The sequence below is a fragment of the Silvibacterium dinghuense genome (assembly GCF_004123295.1).
In the GTDB taxonomy this organism is placed as follows: Bacteria; Acidobacteriota; Terriglobia; order Terriglobales; family Acidobacteriaceae; genus Silvibacterium; species Silvibacterium dinghuense.
Genome location: NZ_SDMK01000001.1, coordinates 1,152,411 through 1,173,316, shown reverse-complemented (window position 1 = coordinate 1,173,316; position 20,906 = coordinate 1,152,411). Strand labels below are relative to the sequence as shown.

Sequence of the window (20,906 nt, the reverse complement as noted above, 5' to 3'; positions counted from 1 at the left end):
CATTGTTCCAGTGCAGTCTCAGAATTCATGCCACGGTTTTGTCGTTGGAGGCCCCTTGTACGTCGCTTGTTTGCGTAGGTTTCTGCCTGTTCTTTCTCTCTCTGTCTTCCTTGTGATTGCCGGATGCGCGGGCGGAGGTTCGACTACGACCTCGACGCCACCCTCTTCAGGGACTTCCAGCACCAACCCCAAGCCATCAGTGACCTCGATCTCTCCTTCGAGCGTAGTGGCTGGTTCCGCAGCAGAGACGCTGACGATCACGGGCACGGGCTTCCTCAGTTCCTCGGTGGTGAACTTCAACTCGACCGCGTTGACGACGACCTACGCAAGCGCGACCTCGCTGACGGCCAGTGTGCCGGCCTCTCTTTTGGTTTTCGATGGAAGCGCTGCAATCTCGGTGACCAATCCTGCCCCCGGCGGCGGCACTTCGGCCGTGCAGTCCTACAGCATCTCGGTGCCCACGCCGACGGTTTCCTCGATCTCGCCCGCGAGTGTGACCGCGGGCGCGGCCGCCACGGTGACGGTGAGCGGCAGCGGCTTCGAGGGCAACTCGAAGGTGCTCTGGAACGGCGCGGTCCACGCGACGACCTACGTGAACAACAGCACCCTGCAGGTGGCGCTGACCGCGGCGGACACGGCCAACGGCGGCACCAGCAATCTCTCGGTCCAGAACCCGGGCATCGATCCGACCACCCCGGTCGGCCTGACGATCCTGGCGACCACGCCGACGATCAGCGGCATCTCACCGACCTCGGTGACCGCGGGCAGCGCGGCGCAGACCGTCTACGTGGGCGGCAGCGGCTTTGAGGGCAACGCGACGCTGCAGGCCAACGGCCAGGCGTTGACGATCAGCAGCCAGAGCACAAGCCAGATCATCGCGACCCTGCCGGCAAGCCTGATGGCGAAGACGGGCACGGTCAGCTTCGTGGTGAGCAATCCCGGCTCGCCGGTCATCTCCTCGAACGCGGGGCTGATGACGGTGAACGCCGCCAGCACCGCGGGCACCATCACGGTGAGCCCCAGCCTGGTGCCGGCCGGCAGCCCGGACACGACGATCACGGTGACGACCTACGGCGGCCAGAGCTTCTACAAGGATTCCGCGATCACCTGGAACGGCACCGCGCTGACTACAACCTACGTGGGCAGTGGCGAGCTGACGGCGGTGATTCCGGCTGCCAGCCTGGCCGGCTTCGTGAATGCCTCGATCGGCGTGATGAGCCCGGAGAGCACGACGGCGCCGGCAGCGCAGCCTTTTGATACCTATCTCGCCCTCCAGACGAACGACATCGTCTACCGCGCGACCGACGGGCTGATCTATGCCTCGGTGCCGGGCTCGATGGGAGCCGGGCTGGGCAACAGCGTGGTGGCCATTGACCCGACGACCGGCGTGATCGAGAAGACCATCTTTGTCGGCAGCAACCCGAACCGGATGGCGCTCTCGACGGACGGGACCGAGCTGTTCGTTGGTCTCGACGGCGCGGGCGCGTTCGTACAGGTGGACCTGACGGCAGACTCGGTGGGAACGCCGGTCACACTCGGCGGCGGTTCGGGTGTGTATAACCCGCCGTACACGGCGCTGAGCTTTGCCCCGGTGCCGGTCGCGGCCGGTTCGGTCGCGGTCTACACCACGGCCGGCGTGGTTACGGTGTATGACGCGGGCGTGGCGCGGGCCAACACCAGCGCCAGCTCCGGGCTCTCGACGTACTTTGTGAGCAATGTCGGGGCGATTGCCTTCGGCAGCTCGGCTTCGACGCTCTATGCCATGTCGAATGCCGTCGGCGGCTATCTCTACCAGTTGACGATCGACTCCACCGGCGTGAGCGCGGCCAAGCAGATCGGGGCCGGGACCGGCGGCTCGACGCTGCAGTATGACAACGGCCTGCTTTACGTTCCCGAGGGGCTGGTCTACAACGCCAGCACCGGCGAACAGGCCGGGCAGTTCTCGACGACTACGTCCAGCTCGAGCACGACGGCGCAGGCCGCCATCGGCCCGATCATCTCCGACTCCTCGCTGAATACGGCATGGATCACGCCTACCTCCTACACCAGCACGGCGTCGGAGATCGTCTCCTACAACGAGACGACCTACGACCCGATCGCGACCCTGCCGATCGCCAGCCTGGGCTACACGCCGGTGGACCTGATCCGCTGGGGAACGGATGGCCTGGCGCTGCACACCGCCAGCCAGCTTCTGGTCTTCAAGGGGTCGATTGTGAAGGACAACAGCAGCACGCCGGCGGATGTGGCGGTGAGCATGTCGGCGCCGGCCAGCGCGACCACCGGCACGGCCCTGAGCTATACCGTGACGGTGACGAACAACGGTCCGAATGCGGCCACGGGCGTAGTGGCGACCGTGACGCTGCCGGAGGGCGTGATTGCCGGCACGGCCACGGCCTCCGCAGGCAGCTGCAGCGGTGCGGGCGTGTACTACTGCGACCTGGGCACGCTGGCCAGCGGCGCCAGCGCGACGATGGCGGTGAGCGCGACGCCGACCGCTGCAGGCGCGCTCGAGGCTTCGGCGACACTCTCCTCGGTGAGCTACGATCCGAATACCTCCAACAACCAGGCGAACGCCACGGTGACGGCGACGGGCAGCGACTATGCCGCCTCGCCGGTGGCGACGCAGCTGGTGCCGGCCGCGGTGCAGGCCGGTTCGAACAGCTTCACGCTGACCGTGGACGGTGAGGGCTTCACCTCGTCTTCGACGGTGCTGTGGAACGGCACGGCGCTGACCACAACCTACGTGAGCAGCGGCCAGTTGACGGCGAGCGTTCCGGCTACGTCGATTTCGGCCATCGGCTACGCGCTGGTCTCGGTCGAGACCGGCGCGCCCGGCGGCGGCACTTCGAGCGTGCTGCCGTTCTCCACCTACCAGCTGGTGAACGTGCCGGCCAACGCCATCGCCTACGACGGCTTTACCCGGAAGCTCTACGCGGTGCTGCCCAGCACCTCGCAGCAGCTCACCGGCAACAGCATCGTCGCGGTCGATCCGACGACCGGTGCGGTGGGCACGCCGGTCACGGTGGGCAGTGAGCCGAACCTGCTCTCGGAGACCAGCGACGGCAACTACATGTACATCGGCCTGAGCGGAGCCAAGAGCCTGGGACGCTTCAATCTTCTGACCCAGGCGCTGGACCTGACTGTGCCGCTGCCCCCGATCACGGAATACGGCACTAGCGGGCAGGCAGCGGCCGAGGCGATCGCCACCGTCCCCGGCACGGATTCCAGCCTGGCGGTCGAAGACGATTCCTTTGACGGCATCGGGATCCTTGACATCTCGGGATCAACCGGCACATTGCGCAGCAAGATCGTCGGCGGCTACAGCGGCGATCACCCGGTTTTCGCCGACGCCACGCATTTCTATGCCTACGATTCGGATACCACCGGGGCCGAGCTTTACCGCTTCACCATCGACGCTAGCGGCGTGACGCTGGTGGATGGCACGACGCTGGACGGCATGGGCGGCTTCAGCGGACGGATCGCCTATGACGACGGGCTGGTCTTCGGCGGGGCAGGAGGCATCGTCAATCCTTCCACCACCCCTCCGTCGCAGGTGGCCGTGCTGCCGCTGACCACGAGCTATACCTCGTCGACCTACACGACGACCTACGGCTTCACGCCGTACCAGGTGGAGCACGCGGCATTCGCCGGGGCGCTCTCCGGCTACCAGCCGCTGGGCATGTATCTGCAGCGCTTCGATACGCGGTCCTACACGCTGAGCACGCAGCTGCAGCTTCCCCTGAGCGCGAGCTCGCTCACCTCCGGCACACGTTGGGGGCAGGACGGGCTGGCCTACCTGCTGCCCAGCCAGGACAGCTCGGGGAACCCGACGACGCAGATCCTGCTGCTACGCGGCCCCTTCGTGCTGCCGGCCGAGGCGGTGGCCAATTCCGCGCCGACGCTCAGCTCGGTGAGCGCGAGCACGATCACCAAGGGCAGCGGCAACCAGGTCCTCACCGTGACGGGCTCGGGCTTTCTGCCCGGCACGACGGTGACCTGGGGCGGCGCGGCGCGGACGACCACCTGGGTTAGTTCGACTGAGGTGACGGTCGCCATCCCGGCCTCGGACGTGGCCACGGCCGCGACGGTGACGCTAGGCTCGGCCAACCCGGGCTCGGAGGCCTCGAATACGCTGACGGTAACCGTACAGTAGCTGGATGCAGTCAAACGCGCGGTGCGGAGAGCCTGCAGGCTCTCCGCACCGCGCGTTTAGGGGCATTTATGCTCAGAATATTGGCGAATCCGGCCCGATTCCCCTATACTGGTTGATGTTGCACGCACGTTTTTTTCAAGCAGGATAACCATGCCCAAATTGAAGACCCATAAAGGCGCCGCGAAGCGCTTCAAGAAGACTGGCACGGGCAAGATCGTCCGCGGTCAGTCGAAGATGCGTCACATCCTCACGTCGAAGGAAACCAAGACCAAGCGCAAGCTGGGCCATGCCGCCCTGGTCTCGGATGCCGACCACGCGAAGGTCGCACGCATGATCCCTTACGCCTGATCTGCACCGCTTTTTAAGCGATGCATGGGCCGGCGGTAAAGGGCCCCCGGGTGTTCGGAACAGAGCACACGAGAGATCAGGATCACCCAGCGAGTGAAGAGGTTCCGGAACCAGCGTTCCCTGCCTTCAGCCGCGCAACCGAAATTGAAACGGAGAACAAGCAATGCCCCGCGTCAAACGTGGAACAAAGCGCAGTGATCGCCGCAAAAAGATTCTTAAGCGGGCGAGTGGTTATTTCCTCACCAAATCAAAGCTCTACCAGGCAGCCCAGGAAGCCGTCGAGCGCGGCCTGAAGTTTGCCTACAGCGGCCGTAAGCAGAAGAAGCGCCAATACCGCTCCCTGTGGATCGTGCGCATCAACGCCGCGGCCAAGCTGAACAACATCAGCTATTCGCAGCTGATCAACGGCCTGAAGAAGGCCGGCGTGGAGCTGGACCGCAAGATGCTGTCCGAGATCGCGATCAACGACGCAGCCGCCTTTACGGCGCTGGTGGGCCAGGCCAAGGCCGCCCTCGGCGAGCAGGCAGCAGCCTAAAACATTCACCAACGTGCAGCAACAGGCCATGAAGGGCGCGGACGATTCCGCGCCCTCTGGCTTTTTGCGGCAAATTTGCCGGTAGAGTGGTGGAATGAGTGAGCAGTCGCCGCTTTACAAAGCCGATCCGCGGGTGCGGATCGGGCATGTCCACCTGAAGGTTGCGGATCTGGAGCGCTCGGTGCGCTTCTATTCCGGCGTGCTGGGGCTCGAGGTGATGCAGCGCTTTGGCTCGCAGGCCGCCTTTCTCTCGGTTGGCGGGTATCACCACCACATTGGCCTGAATACCTGGGAGAGCCTGGGAGGTTCACCGCCTCCAATGGGCACGACCGGGCTTTATCACACGGCAATTCTCTATCCCACGCGGGCCGCGCTGGCCGAGGTGTTGCGCCGGGTACTGCAGGCGGGCATCGCTCTCGATGGCGCAGCGGACCATGGCGTGAGCGAGGCGCTCTACCTGCGCGATCCCGATGAAAATGGTGTGGAACTCTACTGGGACCGGCCACAGGAGCAGTGGCCGAGGACGCCGGCCGGAGAGCTGGCCATGTACACGCGCCATCTGAACCTGCACGGTCTGCTGCAGGAACCGGTGCCAGAGTTGGGCAGCGGTCCGCAGGATTTGTAGCGGGATTTCTAACTCAATCCACTGTTGGCTATTCTTCTGATGGAGCTTTTTCTTCCCGCCAGAGGCTCCCGCAGGCGTTACATCTCCATGATGTGGGCCCTGGAGGCGCGGGCAGCGATGCGACATAGAGCAGAGCCAGCGCCGCAGTTCGGGAAGCGCCACGAAACTCGATTTCTATAGATCCGCAGGAGGGACAGCGAGGTTGTTCGAACGCCTCTTCGATGCCGTAAGAGAAGTTGTCCGGAACCGGCTGGTTGAGGATGTCGATTGCTTCCGCGGCTTCTTCCTCACTCACTTCCAGCCGTATTCCGCCAATGAAGTTCGATAGCTGCCAGTCGAGACGCACATAGTTTTCGTCGCGGAGAAAGGCTGTGATCCCTGCTGACTCCAGGAGTGCTCGAGAGACGATGGCTTCGGAAAGATCGCGAAATCGGCGCACGGTAGTGAGCCTGCGTGATTGGGGAACATCTGTCGCTCCGATCCTGTTGGGCAGGGATTGGCCGCGTTTCTGAAGTTCTTCTTCGAGGATTGGCTGCGCCTCGGGTGTCAGGAGATCGTATTGTCCGGCTAGGATCAGGAGCTCCTCATCGGACATGACCGCATACCGTGCTGCGAGGCGTTCTGCTGAAATTTGCATGCCGGCAGGCATCGTAACATGCTGCGCATCTTCCATTGCAGCTCGATGCGCATGTTGCTTTGAGGCGTTGGCTGGCCCTATGGCGTGCTGTGCATGGCTGCCGGATTTGCTTCCTTCTCGTCGAGCAGTCGCACGGCATCCTTGAGCGTCGTGTGATCGGGCAGCGGATGGAAATCCGAGCGCATCTCATCCTGCTGTTTGCTGATGCTCTTGAAGAGGATGATGCGGCCGTTTACGTGGACGGCCACCCGGCTGGTCTTCCAGTGCGTGTCGGAGACAGGCGTGCGCGCGATGCTGAAGCTGCCGCCTTGCTCGATGCGCCCGATAAGCCCGAAGCCAAAGTCGACAGGATGGATGAGCGAGCCGTCGAGGTGCATCAGGCGCTTTTGTGCGGCGTCAATTTCGATGCTGCCGGAAAGGCTGGCAAAGGCGCGAGCCTCGTAAGTCGGCGGATGGAAGTCGGGATTGGGCGCAAAGAGCAGGCGGATGCTCTTTGCGTCGTGGCTCACCTCGGTATAGGTAAAGGCGGTGGGCAGCAGTGCGGTCAGCCGTTGCAGGCGTTCCTCGTCCTGCTCGTGCGCCTGCGCAATCTTTCGTTGCTGCTCGGGGTGTGCCAGGAGGGAAGCGAGCCTGTTGTCTTCGGCGCGGGACTGCTCTGCCGTCAGCGGCTGACCATCCACGGCCAGAAGGCGATAGACCGGGCCGTCGGTCGATTCAATCTGCAGCTCCGAGAGGGTGTGGCCTTCGGCCTTGCGTTCGACGTGGTATATCCAGCAGCTTTGGCGGCCGCGATCCTGGACTTCGTTATAGGCCACGTCCTTCATGAGCTGTTCCGGTGCCTCCTCCTGTGCGAAGGAGCGAAGCGCGGGCAGAAGAAGGAGCGCGGCGGTGAGCGCGAGTACGGATTTTCTCTTCTTCACCGCAGGTCGTGGTCGAAAGCGAAGGCCCATGGAGTGAGTGTAGCTGCCGATCCTGAAGACAGCCTGAATCTCTGAAGATACGTTAGCGTGCGTGCCAGAGGCTCCAGAGAAGAATGACGAGGACCAGGAGGCTGATCGCGACATAGAGGCGGTCGCGCTCGAGAAAGAATCCGCCTGCCGCAACGATCACGCGGACAATCGGCGTGGCAATGAGCAGGAGCAGACCGAACTGGATGAGTCCTTCCGCGTCGCCATGCGCGGCGCGGCTCACAATGCCGGCGGGAGTGCGCAGGTCGGCATCGATGCCGTGGAAATGCGTATAGTCCGGGCGGGAAGCCCCGTTCCGTGCGTGGTCGTGGGCAAGGTAGAGCAGGCCGCCCGCGAAGACAACGAGCGCCGCGAGCAGCACGCCGAACTGGAGCATGCGGCCGATGGCCATCTCCAGGCCCTGGTCTGTGAGTCGAGCGTGGGGGCTTTTGCCCGGGCGGAGGGCCGCGCCGCCTTGTGACGGTGTCTGTTCCATCAGAGCTTTCCTGCCAGGCTGTTGTACATCATCTCCATGCCAAGGGCGACGATGACGGCGGCGAAGACGCGCCGCAGGGTCTTGACCTCGGCGTGGACGAGAATTCTGGTTCCCGCGAGCGAGCCGATGAGGACACCCAGCATCACCGGCATGGCGAGTCCGGGCGATATGTAACCGCGGCTGAGATAAATCCCGGCGCTCGCCGCGGCGGTGACACCGATCATGAAGTTCGATGTGGTCGTCGAGACCTTGAAGGGCAGCCGCATGGCCTGGTCCATGGCCAGCACCTTCACGGCTCCTGAGCCGATGCCGAGGAGTCCCGAGAGTGTGCCGGCGGTGAACATCAGTCCGAAGCCTGCGGGCACATGTTGCGCGACATACTTCTCTGGACCGACTGGCGTAGGCATCGAGCCTTCGAGCCGCAGCCGCATAGCCAGGGCATCGGGCGCGAGATGGCCTTTCTCGGTATGGCGCTGGCGCAGCGAGGCATACGCGGAGTACAGCAGGACGATGCCGAAGAGAATGCCGATGGAGTGCGTGGAGATGCGTGTGGTGAGCCAGGCTCCGAGCAGCGCTCCGAGGGTGGTGGCGATCTCGAGGAACATGCCCACGCGGATGTTCGAGAAGCCCTCGCGCACATAGGCTGCCGCCGCGCCCGACGACGTGGCGATCACCGATACCAGCGATGCGCCGATGGCGTAGTGAATATCGATGTGGAAGAGGACGGTGAGCACCGGCACGATGACCACGCCGCCGCCGAGGCCGGTGAGCGAACCAAGCAATCCGGCGAGGATGGAGCTCAGAAAAATCCAGAGCGAAAAAACATCGGTGCTCATGCGGGACCAGAGTATCTGCGCGGAGCGCGAAATGCCAGCGGGTGAGAGGGAAGAGGACAGCTCACTCGCGTGGGTTCAGACCAGCTTCACGATGGCGATGGTGTCGGATGGCAGCGTGATGGTAGGGCCGCTGATGACGATCGCAGGATCGGAGGCAAGCAGCGGCATGACCGACTTTGAGACTTCGACGCCGATAGGCGCGGTATTGAGGTTGACGGCCACGAAGATGGCTCCGCGGCGCATGGTGAGCCATCTCTGCTCTTCGGAAAATCGTACCTCGACCTGGTCGAGTCTGCCGTCGGTCAGCTCAGGTGTGGCGCGCCGCAGCGCGATGAGCTTTTTGTACCAGTCGAGCATGGCGGCGTGCACCGGGTCGGACAGCTCCTCCCAGCGCAGCTTCGAGCGCTCGAAGGTTGCATGGTGCTGCGGATCGGGTACGTCCTCGGGATTCCAGCCGAAGGCGCCGAACTCCTTTTTGCGCCCATCGGAGACGAGGCGCCCCAGCTCTTTGTCCTCGTGATCGGTGAAGTATTGAAACGGCGTGGACGCGGCCCACTCTTCGCCCTGGAAGAGCATGGGCACGAAGGGCGCGGTGAGTACGAGCGCCGCGGCGATCTTTGCGCGGCCTGCGCCGGAGAGGTGCGAGAGTCGTTCGCCCTGCGCGCGATTGCCCACCTGGTCGTGATTTTGCGCATAGCCAAGGAAGCGCCAGCCGGGCAGGCCCGCAGCCGGCCGCCCGTGATGGTGGTCACGATACTGCGAGTATTGCCCGTCATAGACGTAGGCATGCCTGAGTGCTTTGACCAGGCCGGCGATGGAGCCGAAGTCCGCATAGTAGCCGCCGCGGTCGCCGGTGAGCAGCGCGATGAGCGCGTGGTGGAAGTCGTCGCTCCACTGTGCGTCAAACCCATAGCCGTTCTCTTCGCGGGGCGCGATGATGCGCGGATCGTTGAGGTCGCTCTCGGCAATGAGCACGTACTCACGGCCCTTCTCGGCTTCGAGCGCGGCAACCTCGATGGAGAGCTGCTCCATGAAGTGGATGGCGGAGCGGTCCATGAAGGCGTGCACGGCATCGAGGCGCAGTCCGTCGAAGTGATAATCCCGCAGCCACATCAGCGCGTTGTCGGTAAAGAAGCGGCGCACCTCGTGGCTGCCGCCCTCTTCGAGATTTACCGCATCGCCCCACGGCGTGTGGTGGCTGGCTGTGAAGTAGGGGCCGAAGCGTCCCACATAATTGCCCGATGGCCCGAAGTGGTTGTACACGACATCGAGGATCGTGGCCATGCCGTGCGCATGGCAGGCATCGACGAAGCGCTTGAGCGCGTCGGGGCCGCCATACGACTCCTGCGGCGCGAAAAGATCGACGCCGTCATAGCCCCAGCCATGAGCGCCGGGAAAGCTGGCAACCGGCAGCAGTTCGACGTGCGTGATGCCGAGCGACTTGAGATAAGGCAGCCGCTCGATGGCCGCGTCGAGCGTGCCGGCTTCCGTGAAGGTACCGATATGCAGCTCGTAAACAATGGCTTCGGGCCACGCGGATGGCTTCCAGCTCTGATCGGTCCATTGGAATGCGGCATGGTCATAAATGCGCGAAGGTCCGTGCACGCCTTCTGGTTGCCACAATGAGCGCGGATCGGGAACGGCATAGTCATCGCTATCGAGCAGGAACTGGTAGCCGGTGCCGGGACCGGCCGAGGCGATGTCGGCCTGCCACCATCCGCCGTTTTGCGGGGTGAGTGGCGTAGCGGTGCCGTCGATGAGGACAGAGACGGACGTTACGGCCGGAGCCCAGATTCGAAAGGTATGCATGGAACGAACCATCCACGTAACTGCGCTTGCGCGCGTGTGATTGTTGCCTGCTCCGCTGGTCGATACACCCCGTCGGCCTTGGGGGTATCTGGCAGCATCATCTCACGGTCACTGTTCGTGATAATTACGGGAGAGACCGCCGTCGATGATGAACGTGGAGCCGTTGACGTATGCCGCTTCGTCGGAAGCAAGCCACGCGACGAGGCCGGCGACGTCGTCGACCGAGCCGAGACGGCCAAGCGGAATATTGGCCAGCAGGGCATTGAGCTTGGGCTTGTCTTCGAGCAGGGATGTATTGATCGGTGTGGCAATCGCGCCGGGGGCAACGTTGTTCACGGTGATGCCGAGCGGACCAAGCTCCACGGCGAGGTCGCGCATGAGCATGCGGACGCCGCCCTTGCTGGCGCAGTAGGTGGCGAAGCCGGGGAAGGCCATGTCTTCATGGACGGAGCTGATGTTGATGACGCGCCCAGGCTTCTTCGCCGCGCGCAGGCGCTGCACAAAGGCCTGAGTGAGGAAGAACGGTCCTTTGAGATTGACGCCGAGAACGTGGTCGTAGTCGTCTTCGCAGGTCTCCCAGAAATCGGATTTCTTCTCCATGCCTGCGTTGTTCACCAGGATGTCGGCCGAGCCGAAGGCCTTCCACGCCTCGTCGACGAGCATACGGACAGCCTCGACCTTGGCGACATCGGCCTGCACGACGATAGCCTTTGCGCCCGTGGCTTCGGCTTTCTGCCGGGTCTCCTCTGCGCCTTCCGGCGCTCCCACATAGTCGATGACGACATTTGCGCCTTCGCGGGCGAGCCGGATGGCAATGCCCTGGCCGATTCCTGAACTGGACCCGGTGATGATGGCGGTGCGGCCTGCGAGCGAGGACATGCGGAGATCTCCTTTGTGGAGTTTCGTTGAGGCAGCCTGTGGCTTTCCTTGTTGAGATGCAGGGTACGGCAGGATGAGTGTAGCCTGAGAATGCTTAGCCGATGAAAGCGCTATCATTAGCGCGTCCGGCAGCTTGAATTTCCCCCGAGGTTGTCGATGCGCTGTCTGCTGCTCTCTGCTCTTGCCTGCCTTTTCGCTCTGCCTGCCGCCGCGCAGACCTTCCAGAACCCGCTGCTGCCCTCCGGAGCCGATCCGTGGGTGGCCGAGCGCGATGGCGTCTACTACTATATGCAGACGACGGGCCGGAACCTGACCATCTGGAAGACGCGGGATGTCACCGATCTGCGCCACGCGGAGAAGACGGTCGTATGGACGCCGCCCGCGGCTGGCCCATACTCGAAGGAGATATGGGCGCCGGAGCTGCACTGGCTCGACGGCAAGTGGTACCTCTATTTCGCGGCCGATGCGGGCGATAACGACGGCCATCGCATCTGGGTGCTCGAGAATGCCTCGGCCGATCCAACCAAAGGCGCGTGGACAATGAAGGGCAAGCTCGACGACGGCTCCGACAAGTGGGCGATCGATCCTTCCGTCTTCACCGCAGGTGGACGCGACTACGTGATCTGGTCGGGATGGCAGGGCGATACCAATGGCGTGCAGAGCATCTACATCGCGCAGCTCAGGAATCCGTGGACGATCGAAGGCAGGCGCGTGCGCATCTCGACGCCGGAGTACCCTTGGGAAAAGGTCGGCGATCTCGATTCACAGAACCGGATCATTCCTATGCCGCACGTCGATGTGAACGAGGGGCCCGAGATCCTGGAACACGGCGACAGGATTTTCCTGATCTACTCCGCGAGCGGCTGCTGGACCAACTACTACGAGCTGGGCATGCTGACGGCGGAGAAGTCGAGCGACCTGCTCGATCCGAAATCATGGAAGAAGTCGCCGAAGCCGGTCTTCTGGCAGTCGCCTGAGGCGCAGGCCTTCGGCACAGGACACAACACCTTCTTCCAGTCACCGGACGGCAGGCAGGATTGGATTCTTTACCACGCGAATGCGGGAGTGAATCAGAGCTGCGGCGGCGATCGCTCACCCCGTGCACAGCCTTTCACCTGGAATGCGGACGGGACGCCGGATTTCGGACGGCCGATACCGCTGGATCAGCCGATCCAGAAGCCTTCGGGAACGAAGGAATAGGAAGCAGCCCGGCCGGATAGGACCGGGCTTTTTACCGTAAGGAAGCGGAGCAGCTCAGCTTGCGCTGGTGGTGCCGGCAGCCGTGCTCGAGGTCGTTGTCGTAACAGATTTGCCTTCCAGGATCTCGAGCGCCTCGGTCACGATGGGCGCGAGCTTCTTGAAGTCTGCAATCAGCGCAAGGAAGTGCTGATAGGCCGCACTGTCGGCCGTGAAGTTGAGGCCCTCTGCCGAGAGCGCGGTGCCGGATGCGGCAATGAGCGCTTCGACATCGGCGACAACAGTCGAAAGCCCCTCGACGAAGGGCTCTTCGAGAGGCTTTGCAGCCCTGAGCACCGCTTCAATCTTTTCGGCCAGGTGCACGGTGCCGGTGATGGCGTCGGCAATCCACTTGCCGAAGTCGGCGATGCCGGTGCCGAACTTCTTCAGGATGTTGGTCATGATGCGTCTCCTTCGCACGCGCGGAAAATCCGGGCAAAAGAAAAGGCGCGGCTCGCAAGCCGCGCCTTCCCGCAGAAAATATGCCCTTACTTCCATGGTAGGTCGAAAGGAAGAAATTCGATGCCACCTTCGAGGCTTGGGTATCTGCTTCAGCGGAGGCAAGTTATGGAAATGCTGAAAGAAGGGCAGGCTTGACAGCCATCTGTCCTCTGCGCCGGTTACGAAAGGATTCTGACAGCGCTCCACGATTCTCTGGATATTATGGCCATCACGATGGAACGGAAGAGTGCAGGGATACGGGCTTTGAGAATCACGCTGCTGGGTGTGCTCTGTTGCGGAATCGGATGTTTGGGCGTGGCGGCTTCCGCGCATGCGCAGAAGGCCGGCGTGGCCCCGGAGGACAATGCGAAATCAGCGGCTCATGCTCAGGAGATCCCCGTGAGTCGCGTCACCGTTGGCGATCCCAGGGATGTAGCGGATGGGATGAATCTGGCGGGCGCATTCATGCCGCTTGCCTGCACTCCGGAGGGTGGCGTCTTCAAGGCGGCCATGGTGGCGCCGCAGTACGACATCCAGATCAACGGCGTGTGGATCGAGAAACCCGGGGAACGGATTCACCTCGATGTAGGCCGGGTGCCGGGTTTCAGCAGCCTGTGGTTTCGCGGAGTCAGCGTGAACGGCGATGAGATTGCCGTCATGGCCTTCGGCCAGGAGGCGGTCACAACGGTTACAACGGGTGAAAAGCCTGAATCCCAGGCGTACATGCTGGTCTTCGATCGACAGGGTGGCTTTGTGAAGAGCATCGAGCTGCACCTGAGTTTTACCCCGTATCACTTCGCTGTGCTGCGGTCCGGGGACTTCGTGATGACCGGTGTCGATGAGGGAAACAAGGTGCCGAAGGCGGCAGTGGTAAGTACCGGCGGCGAGGTGATCGCGTATGTCGACATGGGCCTCGAGACGCAGGATGCCTATGCGAAAAGTTACGGCCAGATTTCGCTCGGGGCTGCAGCGGATGCTGCCGACGCTGCGAGTCGTGCCGTGACCGGCATCAGCAGGAATGACGATATGAGCAAACTGGGACTGCAGCAGCTCATACCCGCTGGAGATGACGTGCTGCTGCTCTCGCCCTTCACCGCGTTGCCGGTGATCGAAGTCGGCGATGCGGGCGTAGTGCGGACCACGAAGATTCAAACTCCGAAGGGGATGCGGGTGGATGGATTGATCGCTGGCGGCTCGCGCTGGCTGGTGATGCTGACCGGAGGCCCGTTGGCGCAGAGGTATTCATACTACGAGGTCAGTTCCTCGACGGGTGAGGTGTTGCGGAAGTACGAAATGCCGGAGAAATTCGAGCCGGTGTGCGCAACAGAGGAGTCGCTCATCGGCTTCACGGCGGGGACCGGCGACCGAAAAGGCAAGATGGAGCTGCTGCTGGGGCAGTGGTAAGCCGAAGGCAGCTCGCCCGGCGTCAGCCGTCAGCGCGGAATCAGCTGAAACTGCTGTACGGCGATCTTCGATCCGCTCTCGGCGCGGCTGGGCTCGGGCAGGAAGACGACGCTGATCTCGTCGAAGCGGCGCAGGCGCGCATCCGGCGGGATGGTGAAGGTGAGCGTTTCGGAGACAGGCGCCGATTTCATGGTGAAGCCTGCCGGGAAGCTCGAGAGGATGGGCTCAGGGCTGAGTGAGAGCGTGCGCGCGATGTTCTGTTGCTGTCTCATGGCATAACTCGCGCGCGGGTCCAGCATATTCGCAGGATGAGGCAGCTGTTCTTCCGGCTGCGTGGAGTCGCGCAGAACAAGCCCAAGGACAACACCGCCGCGGCTGTTATCTCCGTTGCGAACCACCACCTCGATAGCGCGGCAGCAGTCGGTCGAGATCGGCTGGGCAAGGAGCTGGTGCGCCTCTTCGAAGAGTGGTTCGGCGTCGATGGAGTGGATGTCTACGTTGAGCGGGCTGGCATGAGCCGTGTGTGCGCGGTCGGGGCGCCAGATGCCGGGCGTCTGGAAATAACGGTAGGAGCCGTCGAAGGGAATCACGAGCGGCCTCGAAAAGTGAGCAGCGGTCAGGAGCGCGGTGTGTGGCACCGGTGGCAGCTTTTGCTTCTTCGGCGGGTACGGCCACAGCACGATCGCATGCCAGCCATCGGCATCGAAGCGCGGCATGTTGGCATGCGATGCGGACGGATTCTTTGCATCGTGAGTCGGGCCAACGAGCAGACGTGACATCTGCAGCGTAGGGCTCGCCGTATGCATCCACGGCAGCAGCGCGACGAGAGTGAGCAGAAAGGCAAGCACCAGGCTCGCGCTGAGACGCAACAAGCCAGGCGGTTGGCTATTGCGCTGAGTAGGGCTGTCGCGGTGCTTCATCAACCCCGACCATTGCCGGATGAGGAGATAGGCCGTGAGGCCGAGAATAAGGCCGGCGGTGGCGAGATCGCCGTCGGCCACTTCGGCGGTCGCGGCCACTAGTGCGAGCGCGGTGTAAAGAGCGCGGCTGCGCGAAGGCAAGGGAGGCGGTTCGGCGAAGAGCTGGCCGGGCGGATGCGAAGCGGGCTCCGGAGGAGCAGGGAGGAATCGCTCGAGCGAGAGCGTGACGGCGACGGTGGCGATAGGCGCGAGCGCAAGCAGGACGGGTGAGTTTTCCCACAGCAGCAGCATGAAGGCCGGGAAGAACAGCCACGCCTCGCAAAGGCAGCGCACGAGCGATCGGAAGACCCGTGGCGGCTCTACTGCGGCGAATTGGAAATAGAGCCAGGTGGCGCCCAGGCCGATGGCGGTGGGCGCAAAGAGATATTTGCAGGCGATCCAGAGAAGCGCACGCGCCGGAACCGTGCCGGGATGAGCTTCCGGCACGCGGCAGAGGAGCAGCGCAGCCGAGAGCGCAGCGAAGGTGCCGGCGAAGGAGACGGCGCGCAGAGAGGAGGTATCGGACTCGGCGGCGGACTCTCGGAGTGTCGGCATGGCTTGGGCTCGTCCTGAAGCGGGGCTAGGAACGGAACTATCGGTTGGCGCGAAGCGGAGGTCTCGGCGGCAGCGGCAGCGCCGCGATCAGGGAGAGGAAGAGGCTGGGCACAAAGTACAGGATCGCCGGGAGCGAGAGCGGGTTCAGGGCTTCCATCCTTGGTGCTGCTCTGTGCAGAGTGCCGTGTTGACCGAAGAAATGCATGAGCAGAAAGCCCGCGAGCAGAAAGGCCGGAAGTGTGGTGAGCCAGCCGCGGGCAATGGCCGGCAGCGCGCGGTGTTTGGTCGGTCGATACGCTCTAGGGATGAGCAAAACGTAGAGTGCGATAGCCGTCCAGAACGGCAGGAGCACCGGCGCCAGTTCAAGCAGCAGCGTGGTAAGGGCCGAGGTGGGCCAGTCAAGCTGAATGGCGCGCTCCCAGACTCTCAGGAAGAAGGCGCTATGGCGCCAGCTCATCATGAGCGTCGGGACAGGCGTGCTCGCAGCGAAGGAGAAGAGCGCGATCTGCACATAATGCGCAGCCATCGAGCGTTTGCCGATGGACACGGCCGCCAGCGTTTGCCGCCATACCCAGAGAGGCGAGCGGCCGGCGTGCATCTCTTCGAGAAGGTCGCCGGCGAGCTGCTCGCGCAGAGGCTCCGGGGTGAAGTGCTTCAGCAGCCAGTCGGCAAACATCGGTAACTTCACAGGGATTCTCCTTTACCGGTCGAGTGCCGGAGCCGGATCGAGTGCCGGAAGCTTACGCCATAGCTCGGTTAGAACCCGCCGGGTGCGGTGAAGTTCCCGCAGCCCTTCGCGTGTGAGCTCGAAGTAGCGCTTGGCGCGTCCGCCGCGTTCCGGCGTGGGATCGCCCAGCATGGAAAGCACCAGGCCGCGCTCCTCGAGGCGCGTGAGCACGGCATAGATGCTGCCCAGCGCAACCTCGCGGCCGCGATAGAGAGCAAGCTCGCGGGCGATGGGGACGCCGTAAGCCCGGTCGCCGAGCTGGACCAGTGCCAGCAGGATGAGCAGTTCGAGTTCGCCGAGCGAGGTCTGGTCGTTCATTTCTTCAAAAATAATGAAGAAATATCCGGATCGCAAGAGAAAGATTTCCGGGCGCTTGCGGGCGGGAATGGAATGGTTACCAAGGTTTTCTTGCGAAAATTGCAATCAGCGATAAAGTTATTGCGGATTGCGATATAGCAATCCGCTGCAAAGAAGCAAATCACGGCAGTTTCGAACCAGAGCCGCCGTGAACGAAGGAGAGCAGGACGCAATGAAGCTGGGCGAAAAAATCCGCTATCTGCGTGAGGTGGAAGGCAACTTGCGCGGCATGGAGCGCGCCATGACGCAGCAGGAGCTGGTGAAGGCGATCAAGGCCGAAGTGGGCGGAACGCTGAGCCAGAGCTACCTTTCGCAGATCGAGAGTGGGGCGAGGCCGCACCTGACCAACGCCACGCGCCAGCTTCTTGCCAGGTTCTTCAAAGTGCATCCGGGATACCTGGTCGACGATCCGGAGGGCTACCACGCGGAGCTGATGAGCGATGCGCGGACGCTCGAAGACAAGCTGGATCTGTGGCTGGTCGGCGGCGCGGAGCGCTTTCGCAAGGACGCCGCGCTGCGCCAGGCGCTGCTGACACTGGCCAGGCACGAGAACACGCGTGACTGCCTGCTGCTGATGGAGGCGGTGATCGAGGCGCCAGGACTGGTGGAGCGGCTGCTGGAGGTGCTACGGCCGGCGAAGCCGGAGGGGGTCAGGAAGAAGCGGACAGGAAAGGAGTCCGGAGTATGAACGGGGTATTTCCGTGGGAGGCGTTTTACCTGGTCTGTTTTGCGCTGGGGCTGTCGTTCACGGTGCTTTCGTGCCTGGGGATGTTTTCTCACCTGCACTTCGGGCATGTGCACTTTCATGCCGCGCACGCGCAGGGCAGCGGTCACGGCGTGAGTCCGATCAACGGCTTCACCATCGCGGGCTTCCTCTGCTGGTTCGGGGGCTGCGGTTACCTGCTGCATCGCTTTGCAGGCCTGCTGACCCCGATTGTGCTCGGAGCTTCGAGTGTGGCCGGGCTTGCCGGTGGAGCAGTGCTGTTCTGGTTCCTGGTGAAGGTGTTGCTGCCGCATGAGCGCGAACTGACGGCGGCGGATACCGACATCGTGGGCGTGCTGGCGAAGGTGACCGCCACCGTGCATGAGCGTGGCACGGGTGAGATTCAGTACTCACAAAACGGTGTGCGGCGCTTCGCCGTAGCCCGCAGTGAGGATGGGCAAGCGGTTCCGCGCGAAACAGAAGTAGTGGTGATGCGCTATGAGCAGGGCATCGCCTGGGTGCGGCGGTGGGATGAGTTGCAGGGAGATAGAGGGTAAAGCATAGCCGCTCGATCGCATGCTGCCGAAGAAGTGGTCTTGTTCATGGTTTGAAGTCGAAGTATCAACCGAATTTGTTGTGTTCCTGATGGAAAGGATCAGGAGGCCGTTATGACGAATACAGTCGTAGTGATTGTTGGGTTGTGCCTGCTGGCGGTAATTGTGCTGATGGGTCTGATGGCGAAGATGTTTCGCAAAGCCGGTCCGAACGAAGCGCTGATTGTCTATGGCTTTGGCGGCACGCGTGTGATCAAGGGCCATGGCACGGTGATCTTTCCGATGGTGCAGAACTGCCGCGAGCTCTCTCTCGAGCTGATGGGCTTCGATGTGGCGCCGCAGCAGGATCTTTATACGAAGCAGGGTGTTGCGGTGACGGTCGAAGCGGTCGCGCAGATTAAAGTCCGCAGTGACCAGGAATCGATCCTGACGGCAGCCGAGCAGTTTCTCACCAAGACCCCGCCGCAGCGCGAAGGCTTGATTCGCCTGGTGATGGAAGGCCATCTGCGCGGCATCATCGGTCAGCTCACGGTCGAGCAGATCGTGAAGGAGCCGGAGATGGTCGCCGATCGCATGCGCTCCACCTGCTCCGACGATCTGAGCAAGATGGGTCTCGAGGTCGTATCGTTCACCATCAAGGAGGTGCGCGATAAGAACGAATACATCACTAACATGGGCCGGCCGGATATCGTGCGCATCCGTCGCGATGCGGATGTAGCTGCAGCCGAAGCTGAGCGTGACACGGCGATCCGTCGTGCGAACGCGCTGCGGGAATCGGCGGTGGCGAAGGCCGCGGCCGACCAGGAGCGCGTGATTGCAGAAACGGCATCGCTCGCGCGGCAGGCCGAAGCGCAGCGCGATCTCGACATCCAGAAGGCGCAGTACGAGGAGCAGAGCCGCCGCCAGCAGGCGCAGGCCGACAAAGCCTACGAGATCCAGACCAACATCATGCAGCAGCAGGTCACCGCGGAGCAGGTGAAGGTGCAGCAGGTGGAGAAGGAGCAGCAGATCAAGGTGCAGGAAGCGGAAATCCTGCGCCACGAGAAGGAGCTCATCTCGACCGTGCTGAAGCAGGCGGAAATCGAGCGTCAGCGGATCGAAGCGCTGGCTGCGGCGGAGAAGATGCGGCTTGCAACCGAAGCCGAAGGCCGTGCGTCGGCGATCCGTCTGCAGGGTGAGGCCGAAGCAGCCGTCATCTTCCAGAAGGGTGAGGCCGAGGCGAAGGCCATGAATGTGAAGGCCGAAGCCTACCAGGAGTGGAACCAGGCCGCGGTGGTCGATCGCATCATCACCAACATGGCCGATGTGGTGCGTGCCATGGCTGAGCCGCTCTCGAAGGTCGACAAGGTCACGATCGTTTCGACCGGCAACGATGGCGCGACGGGCGTGAACAAGCTCACCGGCGACTTCACGAAGATTGCCGCGCAGGTGCCGGCGCTCTTCGAGGCGCTCTCGGGCATGGACATGCGCGAGCTGATGTCGAATGTGACGGCCATGAAGCCGCGCGCGAACGGCACTGGATCGTCGCCGGAAGCGAAGTAATGGCAATGCGGGCGGAGCGCAGAGCTCCGCCTGTTTCTGCACAAGGGAACAAGGAGGACGATATGGCACTGCTGGAGAGGGTAGCGACACTGTTGCGGGCAAACCTGAACGACCTGGTGGATAAGGCTGAGGACCCGGAGAAGCTGATGAAGCAGCTTGTTCTCGATATGGAGAACCAGCTGATGCAGGTGAAGACGCAGGTGGCGATTGCGATTGCCGATCTGCATGTCCTCGACAAGAAGCGCAAGGAGCATGAATCCGCAGCCGAGGAGTGGAAGCGCAAGGCCGAGCTTGCGGTGAAGAAGGATGCCGACGACCTGGCGCGTGCGGCCCTCGAGCGCGTATTGAGCAGCGAGCAGATGGCGAAGGGATTCGCCGAGCAGCTCGAAGACCAGAAGGCCGAGGCGGAAGCGTTGAAAGCCGCGCTGCGCAAGCTCGAACAGAAGCTGGCCGAGACGCGCTCGCGCTGTGAAATCCTGATTGCGCAGCACCGGCGGGCGAAGGTCGTGGGACGTGCCCAGCAGGCACAACACAAGGCCGATCCTGTGCAGCATGAAGCGAGCCTGGCGAAGATGAGGACGCGCATTGTCGGTGCGGAGGCGGAGAACGCCGCGCATGGCGAGCTCGCCGGCGGTGATTCGCTCGAAGACCGCTTTGCCGCTCTCGAGCGCGAGGAGCAGATCGACGCTCTGCTTCAGAATCTGAAGTCTCAGCACCCGGCCTGATCTGCAGGCGGGAAAAGAGAGGAAATATGTCCGGCAGAAAACCATGGAGTGCGCTCGAAGGGATTCCCTTGCGCGAGCTTCTGAGTGAATTAAAGGGCGAGGATCTCGACGGCGTGAAGTCGGCGATGATCGCCCGCGCCTTGGCCTCTGCGGTGCAGGGTGGCGAGGACTGGAAACAGGCGCAGGATGCATGCCTGGCTGCGTTGGCCTCGCCGCATCCGCCGGTGCGCAGGGCCGCCGCGGTGTGCCTGGGGGAGCTGGCCGCATTGCGACGGAGAATGGATATCGCGGTCGTGCGGCAGGCGCTCACCGCCGCATGCGAGGATGCTGCCGTGGCGGATGCGGCGCAGACCAGCCTGCATGCGCTGGACCGTGCCGCATCATGAGCGGCACGGGGTTTGCCGGCCGCAGGATGCGCTCTATGCCGGTCGCGTGCTA

Annotated in this window: 21 protein-coding genes; 11 read left to right on the top strand and 10 right to left on the bottom strand. The window is 63.0% G+C overall.

All coding sequences use genetic code 11. The annotated features are described in order from the left end of the window. Positions 1–55 precede the first annotated feature (55 nt). From ESZ00_RS04605 to ESZ00_RS04590, 4 genes are all read left to right on the top strand, one after another. Complete coding sequence (locus ESZ00_RS04605) at positions 56–4,153, top strand: IPT/TIG domain-containing protein (protein ID WP_129206981.1); 4,098 nt, start codon at positions 56–58, stop codon at positions 4,151–4,153. Positions 4,154–4,303: 150 nt separating this feature from the next. Continuing rightward, on the top strand, positions 4,304–4,501 hold the full coding sequence (rpmI, locus tag ESZ00_RS04600) for a 50S ribosomal protein L35 (protein ID WP_129206980.1): 198 nt from the start codon (positions 4,304–4,306) through the stop codon (positions 4,499–4,501). 163 nt (positions 4,502–4,664) lie between these two features. Continuing rightward, entirely contained in the window at positions 4,665–5,036 is a 372-nt protein-coding gene (rplT, locus tag ESZ00_RS04595) for a 50S ribosomal protein L20 (RefSeq protein ID WP_129206979.1), read from the top strand. A gap of 94 nt (positions 5,037–5,130) precedes the next feature. After that, on the top strand, positions 5,131–5,661 hold the full coding sequence (locus ESZ00_RS04590; RefSeq protein ID WP_129206978.1) for a VOC family protein: 531 nt from the start codon (positions 5,131–5,133) through the stop codon (positions 5,659–5,661). Positions 5,662–5,689: 28 nt separating this feature from the next. Here ESZ00_RS04590 and ESZ00_RS04585 read toward each other — a convergent pair whose 3' ends face one another. The 6 genes from ESZ00_RS04585 to ESZ00_RS04560 form a co-directional block, all read right to left on the bottom strand. Further along, positions 5,690–6,298, bottom strand: a complete 609-nt coding sequence (locus tag ESZ00_RS04585) for a DUF2007 domain-containing protein (RefSeq protein ID WP_129206977.1) — start codon at positions 6,296–6,298, stop codon at positions 5,690–5,692. Positions 6,299–6,375: 77 nt separating this feature from the next. Further along, complete coding sequence (locus tag ESZ00_RS04580) at positions 6,376–7,218, bottom strand: hypothetical protein (RefSeq protein ID WP_129206976.1); 843 nt, start codon at positions 7,216–7,218, stop codon at positions 6,376–6,378. 82 nt (positions 7,219–7,300) lie between these two features. Beyond that, positions 7,301–7,741 (bottom strand): DUF1634 domain-containing protein, encoded by a 441-nt coding sequence (locus ESZ00_RS04575; protein ID WP_129206975.1) that lies wholly within the window; start codon positions 7,739–7,741, stop codon positions 7,301–7,303. Beyond that, positions 7,741–8,577, bottom strand: coding sequence for a sulfite exporter TauE/SafE family protein (locus tag ESZ00_RS04570; RefSeq protein ID WP_129206974.1), 837 nt, complete (start codon positions 8,575–8,577; stop codon positions 7,741–7,743). The genes ESZ00_RS04575 and ESZ00_RS04570 overlap by 1 nt, the downstream gene beginning before the upstream one ends. 75 nt (positions 8,578–8,652) lie before the next feature. Continuing rightward, entirely contained in the window at positions 8,653–10,386 is a 1,734-nt protein-coding gene (gene treZ / locus ESZ00_RS04565; protein ID WP_129206973.1) for a malto-oligosyltrehalose trehalohydrolase, read from the bottom strand. Positions 10,387–10,494: 108 nt separating this feature from the next. After that, positions 10,495–11,265, bottom strand: a complete 771-nt coding sequence (locus ESZ00_RS04560; RefSeq protein WP_129206972.1) for a glucose 1-dehydrogenase — start codon at positions 11,263–11,265, stop codon at positions 10,495–10,497. A 156-nt stretch (positions 11,266–11,421) separates the two neighbouring features. On the opposite strand from ESZ00_RS04560, the gene ESZ00_RS04555 reads away from it, so the two are divergent. Continuing rightward, positions 11,422–12,465, top strand: coding sequence for a glycoside hydrolase family 43 protein (locus ESZ00_RS04555; RefSeq protein ID WP_129206971.1), 1,044 nt, complete (start codon positions 11,422–11,424; stop codon positions 12,463–12,465). 54 nt (positions 12,466–12,519) lie between these two features. On the opposite strand, the gene ESZ00_RS04550 is transcribed toward ESZ00_RS04555, so the two are convergent. Further along, positions 12,520–12,903 carry a hypothetical protein gene (locus ESZ00_RS04550; protein ID WP_129206970.1) on the bottom strand — a complete coding sequence of 128 codons (384 nt, stop codon included), beginning with the start codon at positions 12,901–12,903 and terminating at the stop codon, positions 12,520–12,522. Between the two features lie 438 nt (positions 12,904–13,341). Here ESZ00_RS04550 and ESZ00_RS04545 point away from each other — a divergent pair, with 438 nt between their 5' ends. Next, entirely contained in the window at positions 13,342–14,346 is a 1,005-nt protein-coding gene (locus ESZ00_RS04545; RefSeq protein ID WP_129206969.1) for a hypothetical protein, read from the top strand. A 29-nt stretch (positions 14,347–14,375) separates the two neighbouring features. On the opposite strand, the gene ESZ00_RS04540 is transcribed toward ESZ00_RS04545, so the two are convergent. Genes ESZ00_RS04540 through ESZ00_RS04530 form a run of 3 tightly spaced genes read right to left on the bottom strand, consistent with a single transcriptional unit; the run spans position 14,376 to position 16,905 of the window. Further along, positions 14,376–15,860, bottom strand: a complete 1,485-nt coding sequence (locus ESZ00_RS04540; protein ID WP_129206968.1) for a hypothetical protein — start codon at positions 15,858–15,860, stop codon at positions 14,376–14,378. A 37-nt stretch (positions 15,861–15,897) separates the two neighbouring features. Continuing rightward, the gene (locus ESZ00_RS04535; protein ID WP_129206967.1) at positions 15,898–16,548 is read right to left on the bottom strand and encodes a hypothetical protein; all 651 of its coding nucleotides are present in this window, start codon (positions 16,546–16,548) and stop codon (positions 15,898–15,900) included. Positions 16,549–16,560: 12 nt separating this feature from the next. Beyond that, positions 16,561–16,905: a PadR family transcriptional regulator gene (locus ESZ00_RS04530; protein ID WP_129206966.1), complete on the bottom strand. Its 345-nt coding sequence runs from the start codon at positions 16,903–16,905 to the stop codon at positions 16,561–16,563. A gap of 211 nt (positions 16,906–17,116) precedes the next feature. Between ESZ00_RS04530 and ESZ00_RS04525 the strand changes: the two genes are divergently transcribed. From ESZ00_RS04525 to ESZ00_RS04505, 5 genes are all read left to right on the top strand, one after another. Continuing rightward, positions 17,117–17,632, top strand: coding sequence for a helix-turn-helix domain-containing protein (locus tag ESZ00_RS04525; RefSeq protein ID WP_129206965.1), 516 nt, complete (start codon positions 17,117–17,119; stop codon positions 17,630–17,632). After that, positions 17,629–18,204, top strand: coding sequence for an NfeD family membrane protein (locus ESZ00_RS04520; protein ID WP_129206964.1), 576 nt, complete (start codon positions 17,629–17,631; stop codon positions 18,202–18,204). Before ESZ00_RS04525 ends, ESZ00_RS04520 begins: the two co-directional genes overlap by 4 nt. Before the next feature lie 111 nt (positions 18,205–18,315). Continuing rightward, entirely contained in the window at positions 18,316–19,743 is a 1,428-nt protein-coding gene (locus ESZ00_RS04515) for a flotillin family protein (protein ID WP_129206963.1), read from the top strand. A 62-nt stretch (positions 19,744–19,805) separates the two neighbouring features. Further along, a complete protein-coding gene (locus tag ESZ00_RS04510) occupies positions 19,806–20,468 on the top strand; it encodes a PspA/IM30 family protein (protein WP_129206962.1) in 663 nt (220 codons plus the stop codon). A gap of 26 nt (positions 20,469–20,494) precedes the next feature. Next, complete coding sequence (locus ESZ00_RS04505; protein ID WP_129206961.1) at positions 20,495–20,854, top strand: hypothetical protein; 360 nt, start codon at positions 20,495–20,497, stop codon at positions 20,852–20,854. Positions 20,855–20,906: the final 52 nt, after the last annotated feature.

Coding starts and splice junctions, on each gene's coding strand:
- ESZ00_RS04525 (WP_129206965.1), top strand. CDS start 17,117: ATGAAGCTGGGCGAAAAAATCCGCTATCTGCGTGAGGTGGAAGGCAAC.
- ESZ00_RS04520 (WP_129206964.1), top strand. CDS start 17,629: ATGAACGGGGTATTTCCGTGGGAGGCGTTTTACCTGGTCTGTTTTGCG.
- ESZ00_RS04540 (WP_129206968.1), bottom strand. CDS start 15,860: ATGCCGACACTCCGAGAGTCCGCCGCCGAGTCCGATACCTCCTCTCTG.
- rpmI (WP_129206980.1), top strand. CDS start 4,304: ATGCCCAAATTGAAGACCCATAAAGGCGCCGCGAAGCGCTTCAAGAAG.
- ESZ00_RS04585 (WP_129206977.1), bottom strand. CDS start 6,298: ATGCAAATTTCAGCAGAACGCCTCGCAGCACGGTATGCGGTCATGTCC.
- ESZ00_RS04575 (WP_129206975.1), bottom strand. CDS start 7,741: ATGGAACAGACACCGTCACAAGGCGGCGCGGCCCTCCGCCCGGGCAAA.
- ESZ00_RS04530 (WP_129206966.1), bottom strand. CDS start 16,905: ATGAACGACCAGACCTCGCTCGGCGAACTCGAACTGCTCATCCTGCTG.
- ESZ00_RS04505 (WP_129206961.1), top strand. CDS start 20,495: ATGTCCGGCAGAAAACCATGGAGTGCGCTCGAAGGGATTCCCTTGCGC.
- ESZ00_RS04515 (WP_129206963.1), top strand. CDS start 18,316: ATGACGAATACAGTCGTAGTGATTGTTGGGTTGTGCCTGCTGGCGGTA.
- ESZ00_RS04590 (WP_129206978.1), top strand. CDS start 5,131: ATGAGTGAGCAGTCGCCGCTTTACAAAGCCGATCCGCGGGTGCGGATC.
- rplT (WP_129206979.1), top strand. CDS start 4,665: ATGCCCCGCGTCAAACGTGGAACAAAGCGCAGTGATCGCCGCAAAAAG.
- ESZ00_RS04510 (WP_129206962.1), top strand. CDS start 19,806: ATGGCACTGCTGGAGAGGGTAGCGACACTGTTGCGGGCAAACCTGAAC.
- ESZ00_RS04550 (WP_129206970.1), bottom strand. CDS start 12,903: ATGACCAACATCCTGAAGAAGTTCGGCACCGGCATCGCCGACTTCGGC.
- ESZ00_RS04570 (WP_129206974.1), bottom strand. CDS start 8,577: ATGAGCACCGATGTTTTTTCGCTCTGGATTTTTCTGAGCTCCATCCTC.
- ESZ00_RS04555 (WP_129206971.1), top strand. CDS start 11,422: ATGCGCTGTCTGCTGCTCTCTGCTCTTGCCTGCCTTTTCGCTCTGCCT.
- treZ (WP_129206973.1), bottom strand. CDS start 10,386: ATGCATACCTTTCGAATCTGGGCTCCGGCCGTAACGTCCGTCTCTGTC.
- ESZ00_RS04560 (WP_129206972.1), bottom strand. CDS start 11,265: ATGTCCTCGCTCGCAGGCCGCACCGCCATCATCACCGGGTCCAGTTCA.